Here is a 24,003-nt window from a genome sequence, read left to right as displayed (position 1 = left end):
TCGGGCCGGTCAACAGCCTGACGCTGCTGAGCGTGCCCAGCTCACGGCCTTGATCGAATCAGTGTGAGTGGCGTTGGGTCCGGACCGCGACGGGCATCGCGGTAGCTCATACCTTGGAATAGATCGTTTAGCGCTCGTACGTGAGGCGCAGCGTGTCGGTGTGGCCGGACCAGGTGAGCTGGAGGTGCCAGCAGCCGGCCGCGGGCAGGTCGACGATCGACGGGCCGGCGCCGCCGGAGACCTCGCGGGTGACCGGGTCGCCGCCGCCGTCCAGGCGGGCGTCGATCACGAGCGGGCTGGCCGGCTCCTGCGACACCCGGGAGACCCACAGGATCTTGTTGCTGCGGTCCGGCTGGCTGGGCGCGCGCAGCGGGTACCCGAAGACGATCGCCACGATGTCGCCGCGGTCGCCGAGCACGTACGGCATGGCGGGGTTCGGGTCACTGAAGCCGGTCCGCGCCCACTCCGGCAGCACCCGGCTCGGTACGCCGGCCGCGCAGCTCGCCGCCGTCGCGCTGGGAGCCGGGCTCTCGACGACGGCCGGTGCGGCGGGGCCGGCCGAGTCGCAGGCCGCCAGCAGCAGGAGGGCGGCGGCCGCCGCGATGCGTCTCATGTCCGGTGCGAGTCGTGCCCGCCGTCCCCGGTTCCCGGCGGCGCCCCGCGGGACCGGGCCGCCCCGCATCACCCGGACGAACGCGGCGGCGCTGCACCCGCCCGGTCCTGGCGACCTGACCAGCCGCCTAAGGTGGTCGGGTGCTGGAGTCACTCGCCGATGTCCTCGACCGCTACGAGCCGCGCACGGAGGCCGAGGCCGCCGACGTCGCCCGGGTCCGCGACCTGGTGCCCGGCGACCCCTGGTCGCGGGCGACCCCGCTGCACGTCACCGCCTCCGCGGTCGTCGTCCATCCGCCGACCCGGCGCGCGCTGCTGCGCTGGCACGCCCGCCAGCGGGCCTGGCTCCAGGTGGGTGGCCACGGCGACCCGGGCGAGACCGCGCCGCTGGCGGTCGCCCTCCGCGAGGGGCGGGAGGAGACCGGCCTGCACGACCTGGTTCCCTGGCCCGACGGCCGGCTGGTGCACGTGGCGGTGGTGTCGGTGACCCCGTCCGCCACCGAGCCCGCCCACGAGCACGCCGACCTGCGTTTCGTGCTCGCTACCGGCACCCCGGAGGCGGCCCGCCCGGAGAAACCCGGCGCCGACCTGCGCTGGCTCGCCATCCCGGACGCCCAGGAGCTCGCCGGCCCGGACAACCTCCGCGAGACCCTGGCCCGGGTGGGCGAGCTGCTCGGCTGACCCGGCCGGGGCTACGGGCCGGACCAGCCGAAGGCGGCGGCGGCGTTCGTGGTGCCGGCGCTCGTGGGGATGCCGGCGCCTTCCAGCGCGGGGCAGGCGTTCAGCGCGGCGGCCGGGTCGCCGGTGCCCATCGGAAACGGCCAGTCGCTGCCGAGCAGCACCTTGTCGGGGCCGAAGACGTCGACCAGCACCCGGGCCATCGTGGCGTCGTGGGTCAGGGCGTCCACCCAGAAGCGGCGCAGCGCGTCCCGTACCCCCAGCTCCTGCTCGGGCACCCCGGGCCGCGCGGTCTCCACGCCGCGGGACCACCGGCCGGCCAGCGCGGGCACCGCGCCGCCGCCGTGGACCAGGACCACCTTGAGCCCGGGGTGGCGGGCCAGGACGTTGCCGAAGACCAGCTGGGCGGCGGCGACCGCGGTCTCCACCGGGTTGCCCAGCAGGTTGTGCAGGTAGAAGTCGGCCAGCCGGTAGTCGGGGGACTGGGCCGGGTGCAGCAGCAGCGCCCGGCCGTCCGCGTCGAGCGCCCGCCACAGCGGCTCGTAGGCCGGGTCGGCCAGCGAGGGGCAGCGCCCGCCGGCCCCGGCCACCACGCCCACCCACTCGCCGTCGCCGACCGTCTGGTACGCGCGCAGTGCGGCCGCCGGGTCGTGCAGCGGGAGGTACGCCAGTCCGCGCAGGCGGGGCAGCCCCTCGATGCGGGCGGCGAGGCCGGCGTTGACCGCGGCGGACCACTCCACGCCGTCGTCGCCGGTGAGGTCCTGCCGGTAGTACGGCGGGGGGACCGAGACGATCGCGCCGGCCAGCCCGGCCGTGTCCAGGTATCGCTTGAGGCGGGCCGGGTCGGCGAGGCCGGGCGGACCGTCCACCGTGTACACGCGGGGGAGCGCCGGCGCCAGGTGCGTGTGCACGTCGACACCGGTGCCGCTCAAGCCCCACCCCCGAGCACGGCGATCGCGTTGATCTCGATCAGGTAGTCGTCGTGCACGAACCGGGACACCTCGACCATCGTGGACGCGGGCGGCTCGCCGGTGAAGTACCGGCGGCGCACCTCGTGGATCGCCGCGAAGTCACCGATGTCCCGCACGTACACGTCGACCCGCGCGATGTCGTCGAGCGTGCCGCCGGCGGCCTCGACCGCGGCGGCGAGGTTGCGGCAGACCTGGTGGGTCTGCTCGGTGATGTCGCCGACGCCCGCGATCGTGCCGTCCGCCCGGCGCGCGGTCATCCCGGAGATGAACACGAGCCGCCCCGGCCCGGCCACCGTGGCTTGCGAGAAGTGGCCGTTGGGCGGGGCCAGACCGGGTGCGACGAGCGGCTGTTTCGGCATCTCAGCGGGCGTCCTCCGCGCTCGTGTACCAGTCCGGCTGGGTCGGGTAGTGCGGCCCGTCGTAGACCTCCAGCAGCACCGACTCCTCCTCCGCCCGGGTCGGGCCGTGCACGCTCCCCTTCGGGTTCCAGTAGAAGGAGCCCGGCGTGAGCGTGATGCCGGTCGGCTCGTACGTGTACCGGCCGCTCAGGCAGAACATGAACTGGTTGGAGGCGTGCGCGTGCGCGGACGGGATGCCCGCGCCCTTCTCGAAGCGGACCAGCGCGATCGAGGCGCCGCTCTCGTCGTCGCGCCACAGCATCTTGTGGGAGAGGCCGGCGAGCGTCTTGTCCACCCAGGACAGGTCGTCGGTCTGCACCATGATCTCGCGGAACCGGCGCAGCGCCGCGCCTTGGTCGCCGGCCGCGGCCCGGTCGGGCAGCTCGCCGGAGTACGCGGCGGGTTCGGAGAGGTTCACCTCGGCAGTCCTTCCGGTACGGGAACGTCCAGGTCCGCGGCGAGGGCGAGGAGCCGGGCCAGCACTCCCCGGTCCACCGGTACGCCCCGCTGGGCGGCGCCGCGCAGCCGCCGCGCCGAGCGCTGGCCGGGCAGCAGCACCCGGTCGACGCCGGGCGCGTACGGCGGCGCGGTCACCGAGGCTTCCAGATCGGCCAGCCGGGTGGCAAACCCGTCCGGTTCACCGAAGGCCGCCACGTCGAGGGCGAGGAAGAAGTGACCGCACTCGTTGGGCAGGGCGGTGTCCGCGTACAGGCCGTTGACCCGCTCGCCGTAGCCGCCACCGGCCAGCACACCGGCCAGCACGTCGACCATGAGCGCCAGCCCGAAGCCCTTGTGGCCGGCGGCCGGCAGCAGCATCCCGGCGAGCGCGGCGACCGGGTCGGTGGTGGCGAGCCCTTCGGCGTCGGTGGCCCAGCCGTCCGGGATGGCGTTCCCGTTGGCGGCGGCGAGGCGGATGCGGCCGATGTTCGCCGCGGAGAGCGCGATGTCGAGCACCAGCGGCTCGTCCGGGTCGGCGGCCGCCCCGCCCGCGTCGCCGCGCTCCGGGGAGCGGATGGCGGCGGCCCGGGGAGCGGGGACGCCGACCGCGATCGGGTTGTTGCCGACGACCGGGTGCCCGCCGCCGGGCGCGGGCATCATCGGGCGGGTGTTGGCGGTCGCGACGCCGATGAAGCCCTCGCGGGCGGCGGCGCGCGCGTACCGGCCGGCGGCGCCGAAGTGGAACGCGTGCCGGACCGCGACCGCCCCGATCCCGTAGTCGCGGGCCTTGGCGGTGGCCAGCGACATGGCGTGGTCGGCGGTGAGCACGCCGAGCGCGTGCCCGGCGTCGAGGACGGCGATCGCACCCGTGTCCACCAGCACCTTCGGGTCGGTGCGGGGGCTGACCGAACCCTGGCGCAGGCGCTCCACGTAGACCGGCACGAGATGGCTGCCGTGCGAGGGGAGGCCGCGCAGGTCGGCGTCGACCAGCGCCTCGGCGACCGTGGCGGCGGCGTCCGCGGGCACGCCGGCCGCCGCGAAAAGCCGCGCCACCAGGGCCGACAGCGCCTCAACGGGTACGAGGTCGGTCACGTGCCTCCCTCCGTTGGGCGCCAGGCTTCGCCGGGGTAGTTGTATCAAATATCTGGTCGGCCTCGCTGGCCGGGACCCCGGCGGTGTGCGCCCGCGGCGGATCAGGATGCTTCGGATCGAACCCGTGCCGTACCGGCCGGCGTCAACCGAGAGCGGGCCTCGGCTCCACCGGTGTCCAGGTCGAAGGCACGGCGGGCCGGCACGCGGCGGCCGACCGCGCGACCCGGCCCGCCGGGTTCCTCGGGCCTACGGCGACTCCTTGAGGCGGTCACGGGCGTCGCGCTCGACGAGGTTGGGCACGAAGTCCCGGACCGGCGCGTCCGCGTACTGCTCGCGGGCCTCCTCGACGGCTCGCTCGACCTCGGCGGTCGGATGGTCGTCGAAGTCGCTCTCCAGGGCCCGCTTCACGTGGTCGACGGCGACCTGCTCGCGCAGCTCCTCGTCGATTCCGGACTGATGCTGCTCACTGGTCATGTGCTGCTCACTGGTCATGTCCCCGCGGTACCCAGTTTCCGCCACCCTGTACCGTTGCGCCACGCGACCCCACACCCCGACCGGCGGAGCGCATGCGCAGCAAGACCGAGCTCCAGGAGGCGATCCGCCGTGAGCGGCGCACCGTCCTCGTCGTCAACACGCGCTCGCGCCGCGGCCGCCGGCTCTACGAGGTGGTGCGCGACCGGCTGGCCGACTTCCAGCTCCTCGGCACGTTTCCGGTCGAGCGCCCCGGCCAGCTGCCCGGCGCGCTGGCCTCGGCGATCGCGCTCGGCCCGGACCTGCTCGTGGCCGGCGGCGGCGACGGCACGGTCAGCGAGGCCGCCCGGCACCTGGCGCACCGGGACATCGCGCTCGGGGTGCTGCCGCTCGGCACCACCAACAACTTCGCCCGTGCGCTCGCCGTCCCACCCCGCCCGGCCGGCGCGCTGGGCGTGCTCACCGCGGGCGCCGTGGCCGACGTCGACCTGGGGCAGGCCGGCGACACCATCTTCGCCAACCACGCGAACGTCGGCCTCTCCGCCCAGGTCGGCCTCCGGGTCCCGGCGCGGCTGAAGCGGCACATCGGCAAGTCGGCGTATCCGCTGACGGCGGTCGCGCGGCTGGCCTGGCACCGCCCGTTTCGGGCCCGCATCGTCGCGGACGGCGGCGAGTACGAAGTGGTCACCCACCAGCTGAACGTCGTGAACGGGCGCTTCCAGGCCGGGCAGGCGATCACCCGGGACGCCACAGTGGACGATCGGCTCCTGCACGTCTATCCGCTCGGCGGCGAGCTGCGCCGGCAGCTGCTCTCGGCGAGCCTGCGGCAGGCGCTCGCCGGGCACCGCCGGGCCACCGCGCCGCCGTTTCTGGCCACCGACGACCTGCTGCTGGAGACCGACCCGCCGCTGCCGCTCGACGTGGACGGCGAGGTGCACGGCCGCACCCCGGTGCGGATCCGCCTGCTCCCCAACGCGCTCCGGGCGCTGGTCGGTCCGTCCTTCGTGGACACCTGACCCGCCGCGGCAGGCCTCAGCCCAGCTCGGCGATGTGGCGCTGGATCAGGTCGTCGTCGGCGCCGGCCTCCATCAGCAGGTCGACCGCGACGATCGCGTACCAGTTGTCAGCCATCGCGTGCGCGGCCGCCGCCTCGGCCAGCAGGTCGGGATCCGACGAGGTGGCGGCGAGCTCGGCGAGGGCGTCCGCCCGGGTCAGGCCCGGCCGGTAGCCGCCGGCGTGATCGTCGGCGATGCGGTGCAGCCGGTCGACGGTGGCCTGCCGGGTCTGGGTACGGGTCTCGGGCACCCGCCCACCCTATCGCACACATGTTCTAATCGCTGTCCCGACTCACCCGGGCAGCTCGGCCAGCCGGCGGCGGAGGTGGGCCAGCTGCGGCTCGCTCAGGCCGAGCCCGATCGCCCGCTCGTACGCCGCCCGCGCCTCGTCCGGCCGGCCACCGCGGTGGAGCAGCTCAGCGCGGGTGGCGTGCCACCACGGGTACCCGTCGAGGCCGCCGATCGCGTCGACCAGCGCGAGTCCCGCCGCCGGGCCGTCCCGCTCGGCCACCGCCACCGCGCGGTTGAGCCGGGCGACCGGGTTGTCGCGCAGCGTGAGCAGGACGTCGTACCAGGAGACGACCGCGTCCCAGTTGGTCTCGGCGTAGCTGGGGGCCAGCGCGTGGCAGGCGGCGATGGCGGCCTGCACCACGTACCCGTCGGGCCGGTCGGGGGTGCGGCGCAGCGCCCGGCCGACCAGCTCGACCCCCTCCTTGACCGCCCCCTGGTCCCACCGCGACCGGTCCTGGTCGGCGAGGAGCACCTGCCCGCCCGCGCCGTCGAGGCGGGCGCCGCGCCGGGCGTCGTGCAGCAACAGCAGCGCGAGCAGCCCCAGCGCGGTCGGCTCGTCGGGCATCAGCTCGGCCAGCAGGCGGGCCAGCCGTACCGCCTCGGCGGTGAGCGCGACCCGCACGAGGTCCGCGCCGGCGCCGGCCGCGTACCCCTCGTTGAAGATCAGGTAGATCGTCGTGGCGACGCCGGTGAGCCGGGCCGGAAGCTGCTCGGCCGGCGGCACCCGATAGGGGATGCCGGCCTGCGCGATCTTCTGCTTGGCGCGGGTGAGGCGCTTGGCCATCGTCGCCTCGGGCACCAGCAGGCCGCGCGCGACCTCGGCGGTGGAGAGCCCGCCGAGGGTGCGCAGCGCGAGCGCCACCTGCGCCTCGACGGAGAGCGCCGGATGGCAGCAGGTGAACACGAGCCGCAGCAGGTCGTCGCGGACCACCTCGGGCGGGTCGGGCTCGGCGCTCGCGAACATCGTCGCCTCGGCCTCCTTCCCGGCCCGCCGCGCCTCCCGCCGGATGATGTCGACCGCCCGGCGGCGCGCGGTGACCAGGAGCCAGGCGCGCGGGTTCTCGGGTACGCCGTCGCGCGGCCACGTCTCCAGCGCCCGTACGACGGCGTCCTGGGCCGCGTCCTGCGCGAGGTCGATGCTGCCGGTGACGCGGGCGAGGGTGGCCAGGACGCGGGTACCCTCCTCGCGGACCAGGCGCGCGATCGCGTCACCGGCAGCCATGCGGTGCGCTACGCGCCGAACTCGAGGACCGGCCGCACCTCGACGGCCCCGTCCCAGGCGGCCGGGATCTTCGCCGCGACCGTGATCGCCTCGTCGAGGTCGGCGCATTCCAGCAGGTAGAAGCCGGTCAGGGCCTCCTTGGTCTCCGCGTACGGCCCGTCGGTGGTGACCACGTCACCGCCCTTGCCACCGGTCACCCGGACGGTGGTGGCGCTGGACGTCGGGTACAGCGCCTCGCCGCCCCGCAAGACCGCCGCGGCCGCCTGGCCGAACTCGTTGTACTCCTTGGTCGCCTCGGCGAACTCCGGCTGGCTCCAGTCGACGTCGGCCGAGTAGATGAGTGCTGCGTACTTGGGCATCGCTCGCTCCCAGAGGTCGGTGCCGGCGCCCTCGCCAGCTTCCACTCTAGGAACGAACGGGCTCACCGGGTTCTGGACAACCGGACCGGATCTTTTTCCGCCGCCCGCCGCGGCGCCCGGTCGGCTCCGCCGCGTCAACACGCCTCGACCTGGCTTCGCAACGTCAGCAGGCGTCAGGTCGGCGACAGCCGACCCTTTCGTGGTCGCCGGATGCTCCGACCGCCCACCGACGCTCTCCGTCATTCACCGCACGTTCGGCTCTGCGCTTTCCGAATCGAAGCGGCGCACGCTGTGGCAAGCCGGATCTCCGTTTCCGGTCGCCCGCGCCCGTCGGACACCTGGCGACGTCGTCGCGTCGCGTCACGTTCAGATCGTGGTACGGACCGGCCCCCGGGAGGGCGGATCCGTACCACGATCTCGTCAGTCCTGGGCCTTGCCGGAGGTCACGCGGGCGAGGATCAGGGCGACCAGGATGATGGCGCCGTAGATGGCCTGGATCCACTGGGCGGAGACGCCGCCCAGCGTGAGGATGTTGTTGATCAGGCCGAGCACGATCACGCCGCAGAGCGCGCCGAAGAGCGTCCCCTTGCCGCCGTCCAGGCTGACGCCGCCGATCACCGCGGCCGCGAAGACGGTGAAGATCATGCCGTCGCCCTGGGCCGAGGCGACCGAGCCCAGCCGGCCGGTCATCAGCAGGCCGGCCAGCGCCGCCAGCAGGCCGCCCAGCATGAGCACGATCCAGACCACGCGGTCGGTGCGGATGCCGGCCGCGCGGGCGGCGTCGACGTTGCCGCCGATGGCGTACACGGCGCGGCCGTGCCGCAGGAAGCCCAGCGCCAGGATGCCCGCCGCGAACAGCGCCCCGCAGATCCAGATCGACGCGGGCAGCCCCAGCCAGACGGCGTTGCCCAGGTACAGCACGGACTGCGGGATGTCGAAGAGGTTCTGGCCGCCGGTCAGGCCGATCTGGAGTCCACGTAGGACGATCAGCATGCCGAGCGTCACGATGAACGCGGAGAGCTTGAAACGCAGGATCAGCAGGCCGTTGAACGCCCCGATCGCGAGCCCGGTCAGCAGGCACAGCGGGATGGCCAGCGCGACCGGCAGGTCGGTGCCGAGGCCGTTGCTGGCGACCGGGATGACCAGGCCGACCGCGAGCGCCGGGGCGAGGCCGATCGTCGACTCCAGCGACAGGTCGAACTTGCCCGCGATCAGGATGATCGCCTCGGCCAGCACCAGCAGGGAGAGCTCGGTCTGCTGCTGGAGGACGTTGGTGATGTTGGCCTTGGTGAGGAAGACCGGGTCGATGACCGCGCCGACGACGACCAGCAGCAGGATGGCCGGCACCAGCGCGAGATCCCGGAACCTGGCCAGCCGCACCCGGCGCGGAGCCGCCGCCGGCGGGGCGACCGCCACGGTCCGCGAGTTCGTCATTCCCGCACTCCCTCCACCGCCGCCACGAGGTCGGCGTCGGCCCAGCCGCGCGGCACCTCGCGGACCACGCGTCCGTGAAACATGACCAGCACCCGGTCGCAGGAGCGCAGGTCGTCCAGCTCGTCGGAGACCACCAGCACGCCGGTGCCGGCGGTCGCGGCGGAGGCCACGGCGCCGAGCAGGGATTCCTTGGAACGTACGTCGACGCCCGCCGTCGGGTTGACCATGACCAGTGCCCTGGGGTCGTTGCTGAGCGCCCGGGCCAGCACGACCTTCTGGGCGTTGCCGCCGGACAGCGCGTTCACCGGCTGGTCCGGGCCGGAGGTCTTGATGTCGTACGCGTCGATCATCCGCTGCGCCGCCGCGCGGCGGCGGGCCGGCGCGATGACGCCCGCGGGGCCGAGCTTTCCGGCGATCGGCAAGGTCGCGTTCTCCGCCACCGACAGCAGGGGTACGAGTCCCTCGCGGTGCCGGTCCTGCGGCAGGTAGCCGAGGCCGCCGGCGAGCGCGGACGGGACGCTGCCCGGCCTGGGGCGGCTGCCGGCCACGGTGACCGTACCGCCGTCCGCCCTGCGCAGCCCGGCGATCGTCTCGGCGAGCGCCACCTTGCCGCTGCTGCCCGAGCCGATCAGCCCGACCATCTCGCCGGCCCGTACGGCGAGGCGCACGTCCTCGTAGAAGCCCGCGAGCCGCAGCCCGTCCACCGCCAGTACGGTCTCCGCGGCCGCCGGGACGGCGGGGCGGGCGGCACCGGACGACAGCAGCGGCCCGGCGTCGCCGGTCATCGCCCCGACGAGCTCGTCGTGCGGCAGGTCGGTGACCGGCGCGGTGAGCACGTGCCGCGCGTCGCGGAAGACCGTGACGCTCTGGCATACCTCGTACACCTCCTGGAGGTGGTGGGAGATGAACAGGAACGTCACGCCGCCGTCGCGCAGCTGCCGCATCCGGTCGAAGAGCCGCTCGATCGCCGCCGCGTCGAGCTGGGCGGTGGGCTCGTCGAGGATGATGAACCGGGCGCCGAACGAGAGCGCCCGCGCGATCTCCACCAGCTGCCGCTGCTCCACCGTCAGCTCACCGGCCACCCGCGCCGGGTCGACGGCCACGCCGTACGCGTCGAGGAGGTCCGCCGCGCGGCGCCGCAGCGACCGCCAGCCGATCAGCCCACCACCCTGCCTGTTCAAGAACAGGTTTTCGGCGACCGTGAGGGTCGGGATGATCGTGGACTTCTGGTACACGCAGGCGACCAGCCGCCGCCAGCCGTCCCGGTCGGAGAGGGACGGGGCCGGCTCGCCGGCGAAGCGCACCTCGCCGGTGTCGGCCCGCTGCAGCCCGGTCAGAATCGAGACCAATGTGGACTTGCCGGCGCCGTTGCGCCCGACGAGCGCGTGCGTCTCGCCCGGCGCGATGGCGATGCCGGCGTCCAGCAGGGCGGTGGTCGGGCCGTACCGCTTGGTGATCCCGCGCGCCGCCACGGCCGGGAGGGGGGTGCCGGCCGTGGCGGCGGTTGGTGCGGGTGTACCCGCGCCGGAAGAGGTCATCACTTGCCGATCTGGTTGCCCCAGAGGGCCTGGTCGTCCACGTTCTCCTTGGTGACGAGCGGCGCGGGCAGCTGGTCTTCCAGCGTGCCGCCGCCGACGTCGATGATGGTGCTGCCGTGGTCGGTCGGGCCGGGCTGGAACGTCTTGCCCTCGACGGCCGCCTTCGCGTAGAAGAGCGCGTACTTGGCGTACAGGTCGGCGGGCTGGGAGACGGTCGCGTCGATCTCGCCCTTGCGGATCGCCTCGAACTCCTGCGGGATGCCGTCGTTGGAGACGACGAACATGTGCTTCGGGTCCTCCGGCGGCACGAGCAGGTTCTTCGACTTGAGCACCTGCAGCGTCGGGGCGAGGAAGACGCCGCCGGCCTGCATGTAGACGCCCTTGATGTCGGGGTGCTGGGCGAGCCGGGTCTGCAGCGCCGCCGCGGCCTTGGTGCCCTCCCACTCGGTGGGCTCCTCGAAGACCGTGATCCCCGGGTACTTGCTCTTCATGCACTCGATGAAGGCCTCGGACCGGTCGCGGCCGTTGATGGAGGAGAGCGAGCCCTGGAACTCGATCACCTTGCCCTTGCCGCCCAGCTTCTCGCCGAGGAACTCGCAGGCCTTCTGCCCGTACGCCCGGTTGTCCGCGCGCACCACCATGAAGACCTTGCCCTTGTCCGGGCGGGTGTCCACAGTGACCACCGGGATCTTCTTCGACTCCAGCGTGGTGAGCGTGGAGGCGATGGCGCCGGTGTCCTGCGGGGCCATCACGATCGCCTTGGCGCCCTGGCTCTGCAGCGCCTGCGCGTTGGCGACGAGCTTGGCCACGTCGTTCTGCGAGTTGGTCGGCGTCATCAGGTTGATGCCGAGCTCGGTCGCGAACCGCGGCACGTACTTGGCGTACGAGTTCCAGAAGTCCGAGTCGGCGCGGGGCAGGTCGATGCCGATCTGCCCGCCGCTCCCGCTGCCCGTGCCGGTGCCGCCGCTGCCGGCGTCGTCGCCGCACCCGGTCGCACCGGCGGCGAGCGCGGCGGCCATCAGGATGGCCGTGGCTGGTCTGCTGATATGTCTCATCGATGCCCTCGATTCAGGTGGGGTTGTCGCGGGCGTTGACGGGTATGGCGGGTGCCGCCGGCAGCGACCGGCATGCATCCGATGTTTGTCGTGAGGTTACGGCCGTCGCCGCCCGGAAACAAGACCATCCGGGGCAGGCAAGCGCAAGAACATCGGATGTTTCGGTTTCCCGGTCGTGTGCCGGGGTGAGCCTTTGGTTCGAAAGGCACCAAGTGCGGCAAAGATCGGAGGTATTTTAGCCGCTCTGATGTGATCGAGGGACCCCCCACGATCGCCGTGACGGGTCCCTCGTCCATCGACGCGCGGCTACGCGGCTAGCGCCGGTGCGGCCGTTGCCGACCGTCAGCCCGTGCGGCGGGTCGTGCGTGGTCGACGTTGAGCGTTGACCGGATCACACGATCTTGGGTGATCCAGGCCCGGCTGGCAGACTCGGAAGGGTGCTGCCCGCCGACAACCACGTGCATTCCGAGTGGTCGTTCGACACCGGGCCGCAGGCGTCGATGGACCGGGCCTGCGCGCGCGCCGTCGAGCTGGGCGTACCGGCGGTCGCCTTCACCGAGCACCTGGAGTTCACCGACTGGGTCGCCGGCGACGCGATCGCCGGTGACGGGCTCGAGCTGGGCTGGTGGGCGCTGATCCGGCCGATCGACGTCACCGGCTACCTGGCGAGCGTCGCGGAGTGCCGCGAGCGGTACCCCGGGCTGCGTATCCGCACCGGCGTCGAGGCGGGCGAGCCGCACATGTTCGCGGCGAGCGTGGCGGGCGTGCTGGCGAGCGGCCCGTTCGAGCGGGTGCTCGGCTCGCTGCACGCGATCCCGCACGAGGGGCGGCTGGTCGCGCCGGACAAGCTCTTCCCCGTGCTGGGCACCCGCGAGGTGATGCGGCGGTACTTCACCGAGATGGTCCGCATGATCAAGGAGAGCGACGCCTTCGAGGTGCTGGCCCACCTGGACTACCCGCGGCGGTACTGGCCGCCGGACGCCCCGCCCTACCGGGAGGCGGACTACGAGGAGGGGTACCGGGCGGTGCTGAGCGCCCTGGCCGGCTCCGACCGCGTCCTCGAGGTCAACACGCGCAGCCCGCTGGCCTCCGTCGACCTGCTGCGCTGGTGGCGCGACGAGGGCGGCCGGGCGGTCTCCTTCGGCAGCGACGCCCACCTGCCCTGGGTCGTCGGCGACCGGTTCGACGTGGCGGTCGGCGTGGCCGCGGCGGCCGGCTTCACCCGCGGCCGCGACGCCCACGACTTCTGGCGCCGCTGACCCGTCACTCGGCCGGGATCTCCACCGAGATCTCGCTGCCCAGCGTGAACCCGCCGGAGAGCGCCAGGTCGTCGCCGCTCCAGAAGCGACCCGGGTCGTACCAGTTGGGGTTGCGTCCGGCCGGCAGCAGCCCCATCGCCTCGTAGGTGACCGCCACGACCTCCGCGCAGTACGCGCTCTCCAGCCCTTCCTGCCGCAGCCGCACCGGCACCCGCCCGCGGGCCCAGCGCCAGGCGAGCCGCGCGGTGGACGGGAACGGCGTGCCGTCCAGCCGCGCCACCGTCCGCAGCACCGCGTCCTCCTGGGCCCGGGCGGGCGGCGGCTCGAGCTGGCGCAGCCAGGCCCGCTGCCCGTACCGCCGGGCCCACACGAGCACGGCCGCCCGCAGGTCGTGCAGCTGGACGCCCCGGTGGTGGCCGCCGGACCACAGGTCGCGCAGCGACTTGCCCAGCTCGGCGTGCCACATCATCGGCGGCATGTCCTCGATGACCACCGCCATGCCGACGTGGTTGACCGGGCTGTTGGTGGTCACCTGGATCGCGCGGTCGGCTCCCGACCGGCCGCGAAAGAGCCAGAGGTCGCCCGTGCGCGTCAGGTCCACCGCTTCGTCGAGGCCGAGACTGGGCACGGCATTACCCTAGGCGGATGCGTTGGTGGAAGGTACTCGGGCTCGCCGCGTTCGTCGGCGTGGCGGCGACCGGCGTGGTGGTGGCGAGGGCCGAGCGCCGCCGCCGCGCCTACACCCCGGACGAGATCCGTACCCGGCTGCGTGACCGCGTGGCGGAGTCCCTGGAGGAGCCGGAGAGCGCCTGAGCCACCGGCTACCGCTGCGGCACCCAGCCCGGCGGCGGAGGCGCCACCGCGGGCGGCGGAAGCGGGGCGTACCGGCCGGAGGTCGCTTCGATCAGCCGGCTCACGCCCACGCCGACCAGGATGGCCAGCGCCGCCGTCAGGTAGAACGTGACCCAGCGCGGCACGTCCGCCTGGATGAGGCCCTGGTCGGCGAAGACCAGCAGCGCACTGGCGAACACGGTGCCGGCGATGCCGCCCCGGCCGCCGAAGGCGCTCACCCCGCCGAGCAGGGCCGCCCCGGCCGCGAACAGCAGGTTGTCGCCGCTGGCCGGGGAGGCGACGCCGATGTACGTCACGAGGGCCACGCCGCTCAGGCCGGCGAGCAGGCTGGAGCCGCCGAGGCCGGCCAGCGCGCCGGTCAGCTTGGCGGCGCGGAAGCGGACCGGGTCGTCCTGTGCCCGGTTGCCGCCGAGCGCCGCCCGGACGCCGGGGACCAGCCACAGCACGCCGCCGCCCACCGAGATCGCGACGAAGACGAGCGTCCAGAGGATCGCCCGGCCGGTGCCGGCCGGGCCGCTGCCGGTCTGCACGGCCTGCCCGTCGAGCAGCCCGAACGCGATGCCCTGCGCGACGCCGAGGCCGCCGAGGGAGACCGCCCACGCGGGCGCGGAGGTGAGGCCGGCGATCAGCCCGAGCACCACACCGACGAGGAGCGCGACCAGCAGCGCCACGATGCCGGCCAGCACGCCCGCGACGTCGTTTTCGGCGAGCTTGGCGTAGGTGGCGCCGGCCAGGACGGCGATCGCGCCGACCGCGAGGTTGGGCGTGGCGGTGCGCAGCGAGAGGGCGAAGGCGCTGGCGAGCAGGCCGGCGGTGGCCAGGTTGAACCAGGGCGTCGTGCCCCGGAACAGCGTGCCGGTGGCGGCGACGACTGCGGCGGTGAGCAGCACCAGGACCAGGAGGATCGTCTCCCAGCCCAGGTGCGCGAGGATCCCGCCGGACCGGGCCGGCGGCGGTCCGGGCGGCGGCGGCGCGAACGACGCGGCGACGGGGGCGGGCGGCTGGGACATCGCTACTCCTTCGGGGGCGGGCCGGACATCGATCCCGAACGTAGCGAGCCGGCACCACTGTCCCAGGTGGGATCGCGGCCCGGTTCCGGAAACCGATATTTCCTCGCGGACACCTCTGGCGGCGTGCTACAGAACCGGGGTGAACACACCCCCGCACGAGCTGGCCGAGGCGCGGCTCGCGTCCGCGCTCACTGCGGGCTGGGGACTGGCGGTGGCGTCGCTCGCGTACCGGCCGGTGGGCTTCGGCAGCCACCACTGGGAGCTCGTCGACGCCGGCGGCGGGCGGTGGTTCGTGACGGTGGACGACCTGCGCACGAAGCGGTACGCGGCGGGCGAGCCGCTCGACCGGGCGTACGAGCGGCTGCGGGACGCGCTCGGCACCGCGGTGGCGCTGGGCGCGCACGGGCTGGAGTTCGTGGTCGCGCCGGAGCCCACAGTGGACGGCGCGGCACTGTCGCGAGTGGACGACCGGTTCACCGTCGCCGTGTACCGGTACGTCGACGGGGAGAGCTTCGGGTGGGGTGATTTCGCTTCCGGCGAGCAGCGACTCGCCGTACTAGGGATGGTTGTCGCTCTTCATGGCGCGCCCCCGGCGGCGGGCGCGGGAGCGGCGGTGGACGACCTCCGCGTGCCCGGCCGGGCCGACCTGGAGGCGGCCCTGGCGGGTGACGTGCCCGACGCCGGCCCGTACGCGCGGCGGATGCGCGATCTGCTGGCGGCCCGGCCGGAGCGGGTGCGGGAGCTGCTCGCCGACTACGACGCGCTGGCCGCGGAGGTCGACCCGGCCCGGTGGGTGCTCACCCACGGCGAGCCGCACCCCGGAAACACCATGCGCGCGGCGGGCAGATGGCGGCTGATCGACTGGGACACGGTGCTGCGCGCGGCGCCCGAGCGCGACCTGTGGAGCCTCGACCCGGGCGACGGCTCGATCCTCGCCGCGTACGAGGCGGCGACCGGCGTGCGGCCGCGGCTGGACCTGCTCGAACTCTTCCGGCTGCGGTGGGAGGCGGCCGACCTGGCGGCGGCCGCGAGCCGGTTTCGGGCGCCGCACGCCGGAGACGCGGACGACGACGCCACCTGGGACATCCTGGCCGCGCTGGCCACCTGAACCGCTGGTATCACGGCGTTTTCCACCCCCGGCGGGTGAGGGAGGCTAGCCTGCGGGTTGACCGCCTCGAAAGCATTGGAGCCCGTGATGGCATCACGACTCAACCCGTACATCAACTTCGACGGCAACGCGCGGCAGGCGCTGGAGTTCTACAAGGACGTGTTCGGCGGCGAGCTGGCCCTGAGCACGTTCGGGCAGTTTCCGGGCGCCGACCCGGCGACCGCGGACAAGATCATGCACGGCCAGCTGGAGACCCCGAGCGGGTACACGCTGATGGCCTCCGACACGCCGCCGGACTGGCAGATCGATCCCGGCAACAACATCACCGTCAGCCTGAGCGGCGACGACGCCGACGAGCTGCACGGCTACTGGGACAAGCTCGCCGACGGCGGCACGGTCACCGTCCCGCTGGAGAAGCAGATGTGGGGCGACGAGTTCGGCCAGTGCGTCGACCGGTTCGGCATCTCCTGGCTGGTCAACATCAGCCAGCCGCAGGCCTGACTCGGGGCGGCCCGGCCCCCACCCGGGAGGTCGGGCCGCCGAAACCGACCATCCCCACCGCCTGCACGCGGAGGGTGCCCGGGTCGTGCGCGTGCCCGACGGCGCTCCAGGCGCGCGCCACGGCCGCGAGCGCCCCCGCCCCCGCCGCCACCGCCACGTCGCCCGCGCGCAAGCCGAGGCGCCGGCCCCCCCCCCCGCCCCGCGCCGGCCCGGCGCGGCCGCGCCGGCCGGCGCGCGCCACGACCAGGTAGATCAGGGGCAGGAACAGCAACGTCTCACTGAGGGCGGTCACCTCGGCCGCCCGGTCACCGCCACCCAGGATCACCAGGGCGGAGACGGCGGCCAGCGCCGTCGGCCAGCGCCGGGCCAGAGCGCGGATCATCTGGTACGGCGTGCCGTGCTCGGCCGAGGTCTCCGTGCTGGTCATCGGGCCGACGCCTCCTTCGGATACTGGTACCGGGTGGGGGTATGTGTGCTGCGGTCCATCCTGAAGGAACCCGCCCCGTCGCGCAAGTGCCTTGGCCGTTGGCCGCCCCACCCGGCCGGCGCCCGGCGGCGCGATCTAGCGTTGACTGGTGAGGTTCGCGATCAGCTACAGCCCCGCCTACCACGGCATTGACCCCGACGGCCTGATCGGCTACGCGCGGCACGCGGAGGAGTGCGGCTTCGAGGCCGTCTACCTGCCCGAGCACATCGTGCTGTACCCCGGCGCGACGATCGGCGAGATGCCCATCCCGCCGACGCTCGAGAGCCCCGACCCGCTCGACATGCTCGCCTTCGTGGCGGCGGCCACCTCGCGGATCCTGCTCGGCACCGGCGTGCTGCTGCTGCCGTACCACCATCCGGTCGTGCTCGCCAAGCGCCTGGCCACCATCGACGCGCTGTCCCGCGGCCGGATGCGGCTGCTCACCGTCGGCGTCGGCACGCTGCCCGGCGAGGCGCACGCGACCGGCGTCGACTTCACCACCCGCGGCCGCCGCACCGACGAGGCGATCGACGTGCTGCGCCTGCTGTGGGGCGGCGGGGCGGAGGGGGTGAGCTTCCACGGAGAGTTCTTCGACTTCGACAACGTGACCTGCTACCCCAAGCCGTACGGCGGGGACGTCCTGCCGATCCACATCGGAGGGTCGAGCCGCCCCGCCGCGCGCCGGGCCGGGCGGCGCGGCGACGGCTTCTTCCCCGGCGGCCTGCTCCTGCCGGACGAGCGCCGCGCGCAGCTCGACCTGGCCCGCGCGGCGGCGGTCGAGGCCGGCCGCGACCCGGCCGCCCTGGAGTACACCCGCTGGGGCTCGATCGACGTCACGCCCGAGCGCGTCGAGGCGCTCGCCGCCGAGGGCGTGACCCGCATCGTCGTCGGCGCCACGGCCGAGGAGCCGGCGGAGCGGTACGCGCAGATGGACGCCTTCGCCGAGCGCTTCGCGCTCACTCCCGTGTAGACCCCTCGCCCGAGGCGGTCGGCGTCGCCGTCGCTGGGGCGTCGACCCGTCTTAACCGCGAGGACTTATATAACCTCCGCGTACAGTGGTGGCGTGCACGCGTTCGACGTTCTCGGCGACCCGGTGCGCCGCCGCATCCTCGAGCTGCTCGCCGACGGCGAGCAGAGCTCCGGTGCGGTCACCGAGGTGATCCAGGCCGAGTTCGGCATCTCGCAGCCCGCCGTCTCGCAGCACCTGCGCGTGTTGCGCGACAGCGGGTTCGCGTCCGTCCGGCCCGAGGGCACGCGCCGGCTCTACGCGGTCGACCCCGGGCCGCTGCGCGAGGTCGACGCGTGGCTGGACCAGTTTCGCCGGTTCTGGAGCCAGCGGCTCGACGCCCTGGCCACCGAGCTCGCCCGGGGCAAGCGGGAGCGGCGCCGCGGCGGGCAGTGAGCCTGTCCACTGTGGATCAATCGGCCCCCTTGAGAAAAGTCTTAGGTGGTGCTTATATAAGTGTCATGCTCTGATAGCGTGGCCGTTGCGCGGCCCCGTCTTGTCCACTGGGGACACATCTGCCAGGAAGGATTTCGCGAGTATGACCGACACCGCAGGTTGGCTGAAGACCGTTCACCGTGAGCTGGGAGCCGAGGACACCGACGCGGGTCGGTCCCGGTCGGTGTTGCTGCGCCGTTCCTTCGGCGCGCCTGTCGAGGATGTCTGGGAGGCGGTGACCGACCCGGTCCGGCTCGAGCGCTGGTTCTATCCGGTCAGTGGTGACCTTCGCCTGGGCGGTAAGTATCAGTTGGTGGGGAATGCGGGTGGCGAGATCCGGACGTGTGATCGGCCCAATCTGCTGGTGGTTACTTGGGAGTACGACGGCGGTGGCTCGTCCGACCTGGAGGTGCGGCTCACGGCCGAGGGTGATGGCGAGGAGTCGACGCTGATCGAGCTCAGGCACACTGCCGTGCTCCCCTTCGACGACGACTTCTGGCTGGCAAACCTCGGCCAGTTCGCGCCCGGCTGGGACCACGGGTTCTGCCGCCTGGACGCGTATCTGCGCGGTGAGCTGGCCGAGGGCGACTCGCCCAACGAGTTGTCGATCGAGGCGCAGCGGTTGTGGGAGCTCGCCGGCGCGGAGTGGGCGGCCGTGGGCATCGCCTGGCGGGAGAGCTGAGCCGACGCCGGTGGGCGGCCCTGATCCCGCTCCGGGACCGCATGGTGCCGGCGGCGCCGCCGCGCGGGGTGTTAGCTGTTCTGTGCCGCGATTTGCAGCAGGTTGCCGCAGGTGTCGTCGAGGACGGCCACGGTCACCGGGCCCGGCTTCGTGGCGGCCGACTTCGGCCACCTGCCGCTCAGGGCCGGCTCCGTGGATGCCGTCTTCGCCATCGAGAGCATCGGGTACGCCCGGGACATGCCGGGCTTGCTGGACCAGGTCGGGCAGGTGCTGCGTCCCGGCGGCCAGCTGTTCGTGATCGAGATCTTCCGCACCGAGCTGTTCGGTGTCGTACCCGCGCGGGCGCGGCAGCTGTGCGCGGCGACGGAGCGGCTGCTCGCCTTCCCCGACCTCTGGTCGGTGCCGGACTGGGTCGCGCTTGCCTACGACCGAGGGTTCGAGGTCACCGGGCTGACCGACCTGACCGACGCGACCGTGCCGGGGCTGAGCGACTTCGCGCGGGTGGGGGGTTCGTGCTCGGCACCGTCGTCGCGTTGATGCGGCTCTCCGGGGTACCCCTGCTGACCTCGGTCGCCTGGACGTACGTCTGGATCTTCCGGTCGGTGCCGCTGATCCTGCAGCTGCTGTTCTGGTACAACCTCGCGATCCTCTACAAGCAGATCTCGTTCGGCATCCCGTTCGGGCCGTCGTTCGTCGAGGTCGCCACGATGGACCTCATCGGACCCCTGACCGCGGCGAGTCTGGGCCTCGCCCTGCACCAGGGCGCCTACGCCGCCGAGATCGTCCGGGCCGGCATCCTCTCCGTCGACCATGGACAGTTGGAGGCGGCGGCCGCGCTCGGCGTGCCGCGCAACCGGCAGATCCGCCGGATAATCCTGCCGCAGGCCATGCGCACCATCGTCCCCACCGCGGCCAACGAGATCGTCGGCCTGGTCAAGGGCACCTCGGTGGTCTACATCATGGCGCTGCCCGAGCTCTTCTACCAGGTCCAGGTCATCTACAACCGCAACGGACGGATCATCGCCCTGCTGCTGGTGGCGACGATCTGGTACATGATCATCACCTCGGTCCTGTCGATCCTGCAGTACTACGTCGAGCGCTACTACGCCAAGGGCAGCACCCGGGTCCTGCTGCCCACGCCGCTGCAACGGTTGCGCGGGTTCGTGCTCGGGCGCCGCGTCGCGCCGTGGCGGGCCGCCGGATGAGCGCCGGCAAGCTCGTCGTCGGCGTGAACCCGGACGGCGCGCCACCGCTGGCGTTCCTGGCCACGGACGACCGCACGCTCATCGGCTCCGAAGTGGACATCGCCCAACTTGTCGCCGACGTGCTCGGCCTGGAGCTGGTGCTGGAGAACACCTCCTGGGAGAACCTCTTCCTGGCCACCCGCTCCGGCAAGTACCAGGTCGGTTTCTCCAACATCACGGTCACCGAGGAGCGCAAGGACATCTACGACTTCGCCACCTACCGGGTCGACCAGCTCGCCTGGGAGGTGAGCAAGGACAGCAAGATCACGAAGATCTCGGGTCCGGCGGACATCGCCGGCCTCAAGCTCTCGGTCTCCTCCGGCACCAACCAGGAGAAGATCCTGCTCGCCTGGGACGAGGAGAACAAGAAGGCCGGCCGCCCGGCGGCGACCGTCTCCTACTTCGAGTCCACCGACTACCAGCTGGCGCTCCGCTCCGGCCGCACCGACGCCCACTTCGGCCCCAACCCGACGGTCGCCTACCACGTCGCCGTCGCCGGCGAGACCAAGATCGTCGGCACCTACTCCGGCGGCGGCGCCACCGTGGAGGGCCGGATCGCGGCGATGACCGTCAAGGGCAGCGGCCTGGTGCAACCCGTGGCCGACGCGCTGAACGCGGTCATCAAGGACGGCAAGTTCGCCCAGGTGCTGCAGCGCTGGGGCCTGGCCAACGAGGCGGTGCCCGAGTCGCTGGTCAACCCCAGGGACTGCCCCGCGAGAACAAGTGAGCACCCACCCAGCGCGCTCGTTGAGGGCCGGCGTCCTTCACGTGCTCACCGGCCCGCTTGCTCGCGCCACCGCGGTGATCAAGAGCTTCTCTCGAGCCGAAGATCAGGTGCGCTGATCTGCCGCTGTGCGCGCCGGGCGTGACAGTGGGGGCCGGTGGCGGCGGGTGCCGTGGGCGGGGATCTCAGCGGCGGGCGAAGACGAGGCCGCCGTCGATGTCTGGGGCCGGGTGGTGGGTCATCTCGGCCTCGATGGTGAAGCCGCACGCGTTCAGCGAGGCTGCGACCTGGTCGGGTTGGTGGCGGTGTACGTAGACGTTCATGGGATGGCCGCCGTAGCCCTCGGTTTTGAGCCGGCTGCCGTGGCCGGCGTGGAAGGCGAGCAGCAGGACCCCACCGGGGCGTAGCACGCGGTGGAACTCGGCGAAGACGGTAGGTATCTGGTCGTCGGGGACGTGGATGACCGAAAACCAGGCCAGCAGCCCGGTCAGGGCGCCGTCGGCGAGGTCGAGGCTGGTCATGGTGCCGACCTCGAAGCGCAGTCCGGGATGGTCCCGGCGCGCTACGTCGATCATCGCGGGTGACAGGTCGATGCCGAACGCGTCCAGGCCGATGCTGTGCAGGTGGGCGGTGAGCCGGCCGGGGCCGCAGCCCACGTCGGCGACGAGTCCTTCGCCTTGGGCGTGGACCAGTTCGGCGAAGAGCGCGAGGATGCCCCGTTGGAACGGCTCGCCGGCGAGGGCGTCGCGCAGCATGTTCGCGTAGCTGACCGCGACGGTGTCGTTCGCCTCGAGCCGCCGCCTGTCGAGGCAGATCAGGCGGTGGGGTATTCGTGTCGGCTCGTGGCCGTGGGCGGGGGTGGCTGCGGGGCGGCTGCTGTCTGGTCTGGACGTGGGGAACCTGCCGGGACGTCTACGCTTTACCGCGTGCCGGTGGGGTTTGCAGTGAGTCTCGTGGTCCGCGGCCGGACGGTGGACCCGGCGGGGATGCTGGCGATGATGGCCGCGGACCTCGAGGCTGGCGGCATCGAGGTTCTTCGGGTCGATGACGTCGTGCGTTTCACCGCGGGCGAGGTGCGTGACCTGTCGGTCCTGGCGGTGCCGCTGGCCGCGTGGTGGCAGCAGCACGAGCCGACGCCGGCCGGCGAGGTGGCCCTGCGGTTCGTTGGGCCGAACGGTGTCACTGAAATGACCTACAGCAGGCCCGACCTGGCCGTTGAGTACGTCCGGCACACGATCGAGGTCGACAGCGGCGAACCCTACGCGCCCGGCGCGGCGCCCGGTTCGGTACGCCGGCTCGCGGCAGGGCTGATACGGCGGGGCCGCACTGGCTTCACCGCGCTCAACCCGGAGCACAGCGACTACGACCCTGGCGACGACGACGGCTACTGTCTGGTCAACGACGGCGTACCGGCCTATGGTGCGCTGCTCGCGCTCCGGCTGACTCGCAAGACCCTGAGCCTGCGGCTAACCCGTGAAGCCGCACGAGCGTGGGCGGCCCGCTCGACGACCTTCACGATCAAGCTCCACCTCACACACCACGAAACCGAACAACTGCGCTTGGAGCTACGGCGCCTCTTCCGCTACCGAAACGCTCAGGCCACCGCCCCCGCACTCCACCTCGGATAGCCCGGTCGCGCGGTCCGTGCACGCACACGCCGAAGAAGGTGCGCCTGATCCAGGTAGACGACCTCGACGCACTGTGACGGGCTGGGTGGCGGATCGGGAATCGCCGCGAACGGGATGGCGGACAACGAGTTCGGCGAAGATCCGGCCACGAACCCATCCAGCGACATGGTGGAGTGCAAGGACGCTTTCCGACGGTGTCTGCTGTTGAGCCAAGTCGTTGTCGGTCTCAGTAGGCGCGGTGGTATCTGGTGTGGCTCCGATCGTGGTTGTGCCCCAGTGCTCAAAGAGCAGGGTGGATGTCGCTGTGGCCCTTGCCGACGTGTTGGAGTGCGGCTTGGTGGAGGGGGTGGCTGGCGGAGTACAAGGCGGGCCCTGTGTGTGGGTGACTTTGACCGGTGAGGCCGCTGAATTGGCCGCCGGCCTCGGTGACGATCAGCGAGGTGGCCGCGAAGTCCCATACCTGCCCGCGGGTTTGCATGGCGAGGTCCAGTTCGCCGGTGGCTACGAGCAGGGCCGGGTGTGTTGTCCAGGGCAGCGGAGTGGTCAGCGCTGCGAGGTCGGCGAAGAGCCAGTTGTCCTGTGGTAGTGCGGCCGGGTCGGGTACGACGGCGAAGCGGCTGGTCGCCAGGTTCGATGTTGCCTGGCCATGGGTCGCGATGCGCCGTTGGTGGATGGGGCCGGTGCTGGTGAGATCGGCGACGAACCCGCCGGAGCCTCGCTCGGCCCACCAGATCCGTCGCTGGGCTGGGGCTGCCGCTACGCTGGCGACTACCTGGCTGTCGACCTCCAGCGCGAGCAGGACCAACCATCGGTCGTCGCCTTCGGCGAACATCGCGGTGCCGTCGATGGGGTCGATGATCCAGCGCCGGTCGCTGTCTCCGCGCTGGCCCTCCTCCTCGCCAAGGACCGCGTCTTGGGGCCGGGCCGCGGCCAGTGTTTGCCGGATGGCGGCTTCCACGGCATGGTCAGCCTCGGTCACGATGCTGCCGTCCTGCTTCCGCTCGCGGCGGATCCGAGTCACACGCGTGAAGTACCCCATCGCCAGCCCGGCCGCGTTCACCACCGCGTCGACCGCTAAATCAAGATCGCTAGACACCCATCCATCATTGCCGACCACCCCGTGACGTCTCAGGGGGTCAAGCTTTGGGCGGCACGGGGCGCTTCACTATCTCATCCGGACACGAAGTGCCAAGTAAGTCCGACGTCGGCGGGCGACGCACCCACCAGTTACCGCCCCTGCGGACGCCCCCGCCAGGAGGCACGATCTCTCTCACCGGCCTCGACGGCGACCTCGCCCTGGCCGAGCCCAAACGGCTGCGCCACCGCGTACACACCGCCGCCCGCCTGGGCCGCGGGCAACGCCGCCGCTACCTTCGCATCCCGGCCACCTGGCCCTGGGCCACCCAAAACCACCGCCGCGTTCGACCCGATCGCGGCGATCCCGGCACCCGGCTGACCGGCATCAACCGCTTGA

30 protein-coding genes and 1 pseudogene are annotated in these 24,003 nt (G+C 72.7%); 14 read left to right on the top strand and 17 right to left on the bottom strand.

Annotation, left to right across the window (positions count from 1 at the left end; genetic code table 11):
• Window positions 1-127: 127 nt before the first annotated feature.
• A complete protein-coding gene (locus RB614_RS34135; RefSeq protein WP_308716829.1) occupies window positions 128-613 on the bottom strand; it encodes a hypothetical protein in 486 nt (161 codons plus the stop codon).
• A 140-nt stretch (window positions 614-753) separates the two neighbouring features.
• On the opposite strand from RB614_RS34135, the gene RB614_RS34130 reads away from it, so the two are divergent.
• On the top strand, window positions 754-1,293 hold the full coding sequence (locus tag RB614_RS34130) for an NUDIX hydrolase (protein WP_308716828.1): 540 nt from the start codon (window positions 754-756) through the stop codon (window positions 1,291-1,293).
• Between the two features lie 11 nt (window positions 1,294-1,304).
• Here the strand turns inward: RB614_RS34130 and RB614_RS34125 are convergent, their stop codons facing one another.
• From RB614_RS34125 to RB614_RS34105, 5 genes are all read right to left on the bottom strand, one after another.
• Window positions 1,305-2,222, bottom strand: a complete 918-nt coding sequence (locus RB614_RS34125; RefSeq protein WP_308716827.1) for an amidohydrolase family protein — start codon at window positions 2,220-2,222, stop codon at window positions 1,305-1,307.
• Window positions 2,219-2,620 carry a RidA family protein gene (locus RB614_RS34120; protein WP_308716826.1) on the bottom strand — a complete coding sequence of 134 codons (402 nt, stop codon included), beginning with the start codon at window positions 2,618-2,620 and terminating at the stop codon, window positions 2,219-2,221. Before RB614_RS34120 ends, RB614_RS34125 begins: the two co-directional genes overlap by 4 nt.
• A gap of 1 nt (window position 2,621) precedes the next feature.
• On the bottom strand, window positions 2,622-3,077 hold the full coding sequence (locus RB614_RS34115; RefSeq protein ID WP_308716825.1) for a cupin domain-containing protein: 456 nt from the start codon (window positions 3,075-3,077) through the stop codon (window positions 2,622-2,624).
• Window positions 3,074-4,189, bottom strand: a complete 1,116-nt coding sequence (locus RB614_RS34110) for an Ldh family oxidoreductase (RefSeq protein ID WP_308716824.1) — start codon at window positions 4,187-4,189, stop codon at window positions 3,074-3,076. Before RB614_RS34110 ends, RB614_RS34115 begins: the two co-directional genes overlap by 4 nt.
• Window positions 4,190-4,435: 246 nt before the next feature.
• Window positions 4,436-4,681 (bottom strand): three-helix bundle dimerization domain-containing protein, encoded by a 246-nt coding sequence (locus RB614_RS34105; RefSeq protein WP_308716823.1) that lies wholly within the window; start codon window positions 4,679-4,681, stop codon window positions 4,436-4,438.
• 74 nt (window positions 4,682-4,755) lie between these two features.
• Here RB614_RS34105 and RB614_RS34100 point away from each other — a divergent pair, with 74 nt between their 5' ends.
• A complete protein-coding gene (locus RB614_RS34100; RefSeq protein WP_308716822.1) occupies window positions 4,756-5,676 on the top strand; it encodes a diacylglycerol/lipid kinase family protein in 921 nt (306 codons plus the stop codon).
• Between the two features lie 16 nt (window positions 5,677-5,692).
• On the opposite strand, the gene RB614_RS34095 is transcribed toward RB614_RS34100, so the two are convergent.
• The 6 genes from RB614_RS34095 to RB614_RS34070 form a co-directional block, all read right to left on the bottom strand.
• Window positions 5,693-5,965 (bottom strand): hypothetical protein, encoded by a 273-nt coding sequence (locus tag RB614_RS34095; RefSeq protein WP_308716821.1) that lies wholly within the window; start codon window positions 5,963-5,965, stop codon window positions 5,693-5,695.
• 42 nt (window positions 5,966-6,007) lie between these two features.
• Window positions 6,008-7,228 carry an RNA polymerase sigma factor gene (locus RB614_RS34090; RefSeq protein ID WP_308716820.1) on the bottom strand — a complete coding sequence of 407 codons (1,221 nt, stop codon included), beginning with the start codon at window positions 7,226-7,228 and terminating at the stop codon, window positions 6,008-6,010.
• Window positions 7,229-7,236: 8 nt separating this feature from the next.
• The gene (locus RB614_RS34085; RefSeq protein WP_308716819.1) at window positions 7,237-7,587 is read right to left on the bottom strand and encodes a YciI family protein; all 351 of its coding nucleotides are present in this window, start codon (window positions 7,585-7,587) and stop codon (window positions 7,237-7,239) included.
• 420 nt (window positions 7,588-8,007) lie between these two features.
• Window positions 8,008-9,021 carry an ABC transporter permease gene (locus tag RB614_RS34080; RefSeq protein WP_308716818.1) on the bottom strand — a complete coding sequence of 338 codons (1,014 nt, stop codon included), beginning with the start codon at window positions 9,019-9,021 and terminating at the stop codon, window positions 8,008-8,010.
• Entirely contained in the window at window positions 9,018-10,559 is a 1,542-nt protein-coding gene (locus tag RB614_RS34075; protein ID WP_308716817.1) for a sugar ABC transporter ATP-binding protein, read from the bottom strand. Before RB614_RS34075 ends, RB614_RS34080 begins: the two co-directional genes overlap by 4 nt.
• Window positions 10,559-11,614, bottom strand: a complete 1,056-nt coding sequence (locus RB614_RS34070; RefSeq protein ID WP_308716816.1) for a sugar ABC transporter substrate-binding protein — start codon at window positions 11,612-11,614, stop codon at window positions 10,559-10,561. Before RB614_RS34070 ends, RB614_RS34075 begins: the two co-directional genes overlap by 1 nt.
• 437 nt (window positions 11,615-12,051) lie before the next feature.
• On the opposite strand from RB614_RS34070, the gene RB614_RS34065 reads away from it, so the two are divergent.
• Window positions 12,052-12,873 carry a PHP domain-containing protein gene (locus tag RB614_RS34065; protein WP_308716815.1) on the top strand — a complete coding sequence of 274 codons (822 nt, stop codon included), beginning with the start codon at window positions 12,052-12,054 and terminating at the stop codon, window positions 12,871-12,873.
• A 4-nt stretch (window positions 12,874-12,877) separates the two neighbouring features.
• Here RB614_RS34065 and RB614_RS34060 read toward each other — a convergent pair whose 3' ends face one another.
• Window positions 12,878-13,501 (bottom strand): P-loop NTPase family protein, encoded by a 624-nt coding sequence (locus RB614_RS34060; protein WP_308716814.1) that lies wholly within the window; start codon window positions 13,499-13,501, stop codon window positions 12,878-12,880.
• A gap of 17 nt (window positions 13,502-13,518) precedes the next feature.
• Here RB614_RS34060 and RB614_RS34055 point away from each other — a divergent pair, with 17 nt between their 5' ends.
• A complete protein-coding gene (locus RB614_RS34055; protein ID WP_308716813.1) occupies window positions 13,519-13,686 on the top strand; it encodes a hypothetical protein in 168 nt (55 codons plus the stop codon).
• Between the two features lie 8 nt (window positions 13,687-13,694).
• Here RB614_RS34055 and RB614_RS34050 read toward each other — a convergent pair whose 3' ends face one another.
• Entirely contained in the window at window positions 13,695-14,735 is a 1,041-nt protein-coding gene (locus RB614_RS34050) for a hypothetical protein (protein ID WP_308716812.1), read from the bottom strand.
• A 139-nt stretch (window positions 14,736-14,874) separates the two neighbouring features.
• Here RB614_RS34050 and RB614_RS34045 point away from each other — a divergent pair, with 139 nt between their 5' ends.
• A complete protein-coding gene (locus tag RB614_RS34045) occupies window positions 14,875-15,843 on the top strand; it encodes a phosphotransferase (RefSeq protein WP_308716811.1) in 969 nt (322 codons plus the stop codon).
• A gap of 87 nt (window positions 15,844-15,930) precedes the next feature.
• The gene (locus RB614_RS34040) at window positions 15,931-16,344 is read left to right on the top strand and encodes a VOC family protein (protein ID WP_308716810.1); all 414 of its coding nucleotides are present in this window, start codon (window positions 15,931-15,933) and stop codon (window positions 16,342-16,344) included.
• On the opposite strand, the gene RB614_RS34035 is transcribed toward RB614_RS34040, so the two are convergent.
• On the bottom strand, window positions 16,325-16,771 hold the full coding sequence (locus tag RB614_RS34035; protein ID WP_308716809.1) for a hypothetical protein: 447 nt from the start codon (window positions 16,769-16,771) through the stop codon (window positions 16,325-16,327). The two genes, RB614_RS34040 and RB614_RS34035, sit on opposite strands and share 20 nt — an antisense overlap.
• A gap of 148 nt (window positions 16,772-16,919) precedes the next feature.
• Here RB614_RS34035 and RB614_RS34030 point away from each other — a divergent pair, with 148 nt between their 5' ends.
• The 6 genes from RB614_RS34030 to RB614_RS34005 all read left to right on the top strand — a co-directional run bounded on the left by RB614_RS34030 (window position 16,920) and on the right by RB614_RS34005 (window position 21,046).
• On the top strand, window positions 16,920-17,780 hold the full coding sequence (locus RB614_RS34030) for a TIGR03619 family F420-dependent LLM class oxidoreductase (RefSeq protein ID WP_308716808.1): 861 nt from the start codon (window positions 16,920-16,922) through the stop codon (window positions 17,778-17,780).
• Window positions 17,781-17,873: 93 nt separating this feature from the next.
• On the top strand, window positions 17,874-18,212 hold the full coding sequence (locus RB614_RS34025) for an ArsR/SmtB family transcription factor (protein WP_308716807.1): 339 nt from the start codon (window positions 17,874-17,876) through the stop codon (window positions 18,210-18,212).
• A 142-nt stretch (window positions 18,213-18,354) separates the two neighbouring features.
• Window positions 18,355-18,933: an SRPBCC family protein gene (locus RB614_RS34020; protein ID WP_308716806.1), complete on the top strand. Its 579-nt coding sequence runs from the start codon at window positions 18,355-18,357 to the stop codon at window positions 18,931-18,933.
• Window positions 18,934-19,044: 111 nt separating this feature from the next.
• Window positions 19,045-19,470 carry a class I SAM-dependent methyltransferase gene (locus RB614_RS34015; protein ID WP_308716805.1) on the top strand — a complete coding sequence of 142 codons (426 nt, stop codon included), beginning with the start codon at window positions 19,045-19,047 and terminating at the stop codon, window positions 19,468-19,470.
• Complete coding sequence (locus tag RB614_RS34010; RefSeq protein ID WP_308716804.1) at window positions 19,446-20,138, top strand: amino acid ABC transporter permease; 693 nt, start codon at window positions 19,446-19,448, stop codon at window positions 20,136-20,138. Before RB614_RS34015 ends, RB614_RS34010 begins: the two co-directional genes overlap by 25 nt.
• Window positions 20,135-21,046: an ABC transporter substrate-binding protein gene (locus RB614_RS34005; protein ID WP_308716803.1), complete on the top strand. Its 912-nt coding sequence runs from the start codon at window positions 20,135-20,137 to the stop codon at window positions 21,044-21,046. The genes RB614_RS34010 and RB614_RS34005 overlap by 4 nt, the downstream gene beginning before the upstream one ends.
• A 40-nt stretch (window positions 21,047-21,086) precedes the next feature.
• Here the strand turns inward: RB614_RS34005 and RB614_RS34000 are convergent, their stop codons facing one another.
• Window positions 21,087-21,656, bottom strand: a complete 570-nt coding sequence (locus tag RB614_RS34000; protein WP_428983158.1) for a class I SAM-dependent methyltransferase — start codon at window positions 21,654-21,656, stop codon at window positions 21,087-21,089.
• 189 nt (window positions 21,657-21,845) lie between these two features.
• Between RB614_RS34000 and RB614_RS33995 the strand changes: the two genes are divergently transcribed.
• A complete protein-coding gene (locus tag RB614_RS33995) occupies window positions 21,846-22,529 on the top strand; it encodes a hypothetical protein (protein ID WP_308716832.1) in 684 nt (227 codons plus the stop codon).
• A gap of 280 nt (window positions 22,530-22,809) precedes the next feature.
• On the opposite strand, the gene RB614_RS33990 is transcribed toward RB614_RS33995, so the two are convergent.
• Complete coding sequence (locus RB614_RS33990) at window positions 22,810-23,625, bottom strand: inositol monophosphatase family protein (RefSeq protein ID WP_308716802.1); 816 nt, start codon at window positions 23,623-23,625, stop codon at window positions 22,810-22,812.
• Window positions 23,626-23,807: 182 nt separating this feature from the next.
• Between RB614_RS33990 and RB614_RS44415 the strand changes: the two are divergent.
• A pseudogene (locus RB614_RS44415) lies at window positions 23,808-23,985 on the top strand (IS1380 family transposase); the annotation flags it as partial.
• Between the last annotated feature and the right edge of the window lie 18 nt (window positions 23,986-24,003).

Source organism: Phytohabitans maris (assembly GCF_031085175.1).
Classification (GTDB): Bacteria; Actinomycetota; Actinomycetes; order Mycobacteriales; family Micromonosporaceae; genus Phytohabitans; species Phytohabitans maris.
The sequence above is the reverse complement of the archived record's forward strand: the minus strand, read 5'-3'. Positions and strand labels throughout refer to the sequence as shown.

Bases quoted from the DNA above. Each gene is read 5' to 3' on its own strand.
- RB614_RS34135 (WP_308716829.1), bottom strand. From the start codon at position 613: ATGAGACGCATCGCGGCGGCCGCCGCCCTCCTGCTGCTGGCGGCCTGC.
- RB614_RS34120 (WP_308716826.1), bottom strand. From the start codon at position 2,620: ATGCCGAAACAGCCGCTCGTCGCACCCGGTCTGGCCCCGCCCAACGGC.
- RB614_RS34105 (WP_308716823.1), bottom strand. From the start codon at position 4,681: ATGACCAGTGAGCAGCACATGACCAGTGAGCAGCATCAGTCCGGAATC.
- RB614_RS34100 (WP_308716822.1), top strand. From the start codon at position 4,756: ATGCGCAGCAAGACCGAGCTCCAGGAGGCGATCCGCCGTGAGCGGCGC.
- RB614_RS34090 (WP_308716820.1), bottom strand. From the start codon at position 7,228: ATGGCTGCCGGTGACGCGATCGCGCGCCTGGTCCGCGAGGAGGGTACC.
- RB614_RS34085 (WP_308716819.1), bottom strand. From the start codon at position 7,587: ATGCCCAAGTACGCAGCACTCATCTACTCGGCCGACGTCGACTGGAGC.
- RB614_RS34080 (WP_308716818.1), bottom strand. From the start codon at position 9,021: ATGACGAACTCGCGGACCGTGGCGGTCGCCCCGCCGGCGGCGGCTCCG.
- RB614_RS34075 (WP_308716817.1), bottom strand. From the start codon at position 10,559: ATGACCTCTTCCGGCGCGGGTACACCCGCACCAACCGCCGCCACGGCC.
- RB614_RS34070 (WP_308716816.1), bottom strand. From the start codon at position 11,614: ATGAGACATATCAGCAGACCAGCCACGGCCATCCTGATGGCCGCCGCG.
- RB614_RS34055 (WP_308716813.1), top strand. From the start codon at position 13,519: ATGCGTTGGTGGAAGGTACTCGGGCTCGCCGCGTTCGTCGGCGTGGCG.
- RB614_RS34050 (WP_308716812.1), bottom strand. From the start codon at position 14,735: ATGTCCCAGCCGCCCGCCCCCGTCGCCGCGTCGTTCGCGCCGCCGCCG.
- RB614_RS34040 (WP_308716810.1), top strand. From the start codon at position 15,931: ATGGCATCACGACTCAACCCGTACATCAACTTCGACGGCAACGCGCGG.
- RB614_RS34035 (WP_308716809.1), bottom strand. From the start codon at position 16,771: ATGACCAGCACGGAGACCTCGGCCGAGCACGGCACGCCGTACCAGATG.
- RB614_RS34020 (WP_308716806.1), top strand. From the start codon at position 18,355: ATGACCGACACCGCAGGTTGGCTGAAGACCGTTCACCGTGAGCTGGGA.
- RB614_RS34005 (WP_308716803.1), top strand. From the start codon at position 20,135: ATGAGCGCCGGCAAGCTCGTCGTCGGCGTGAACCCGGACGGCGCGCCA.
- RB614_RS34000 (WP_428983158.1), bottom strand. From the start codon at position 21,656: ATGCTGCGCGACGCCCTCGCCGGCGAGCCGTTCCAACGGGGCATCCTC.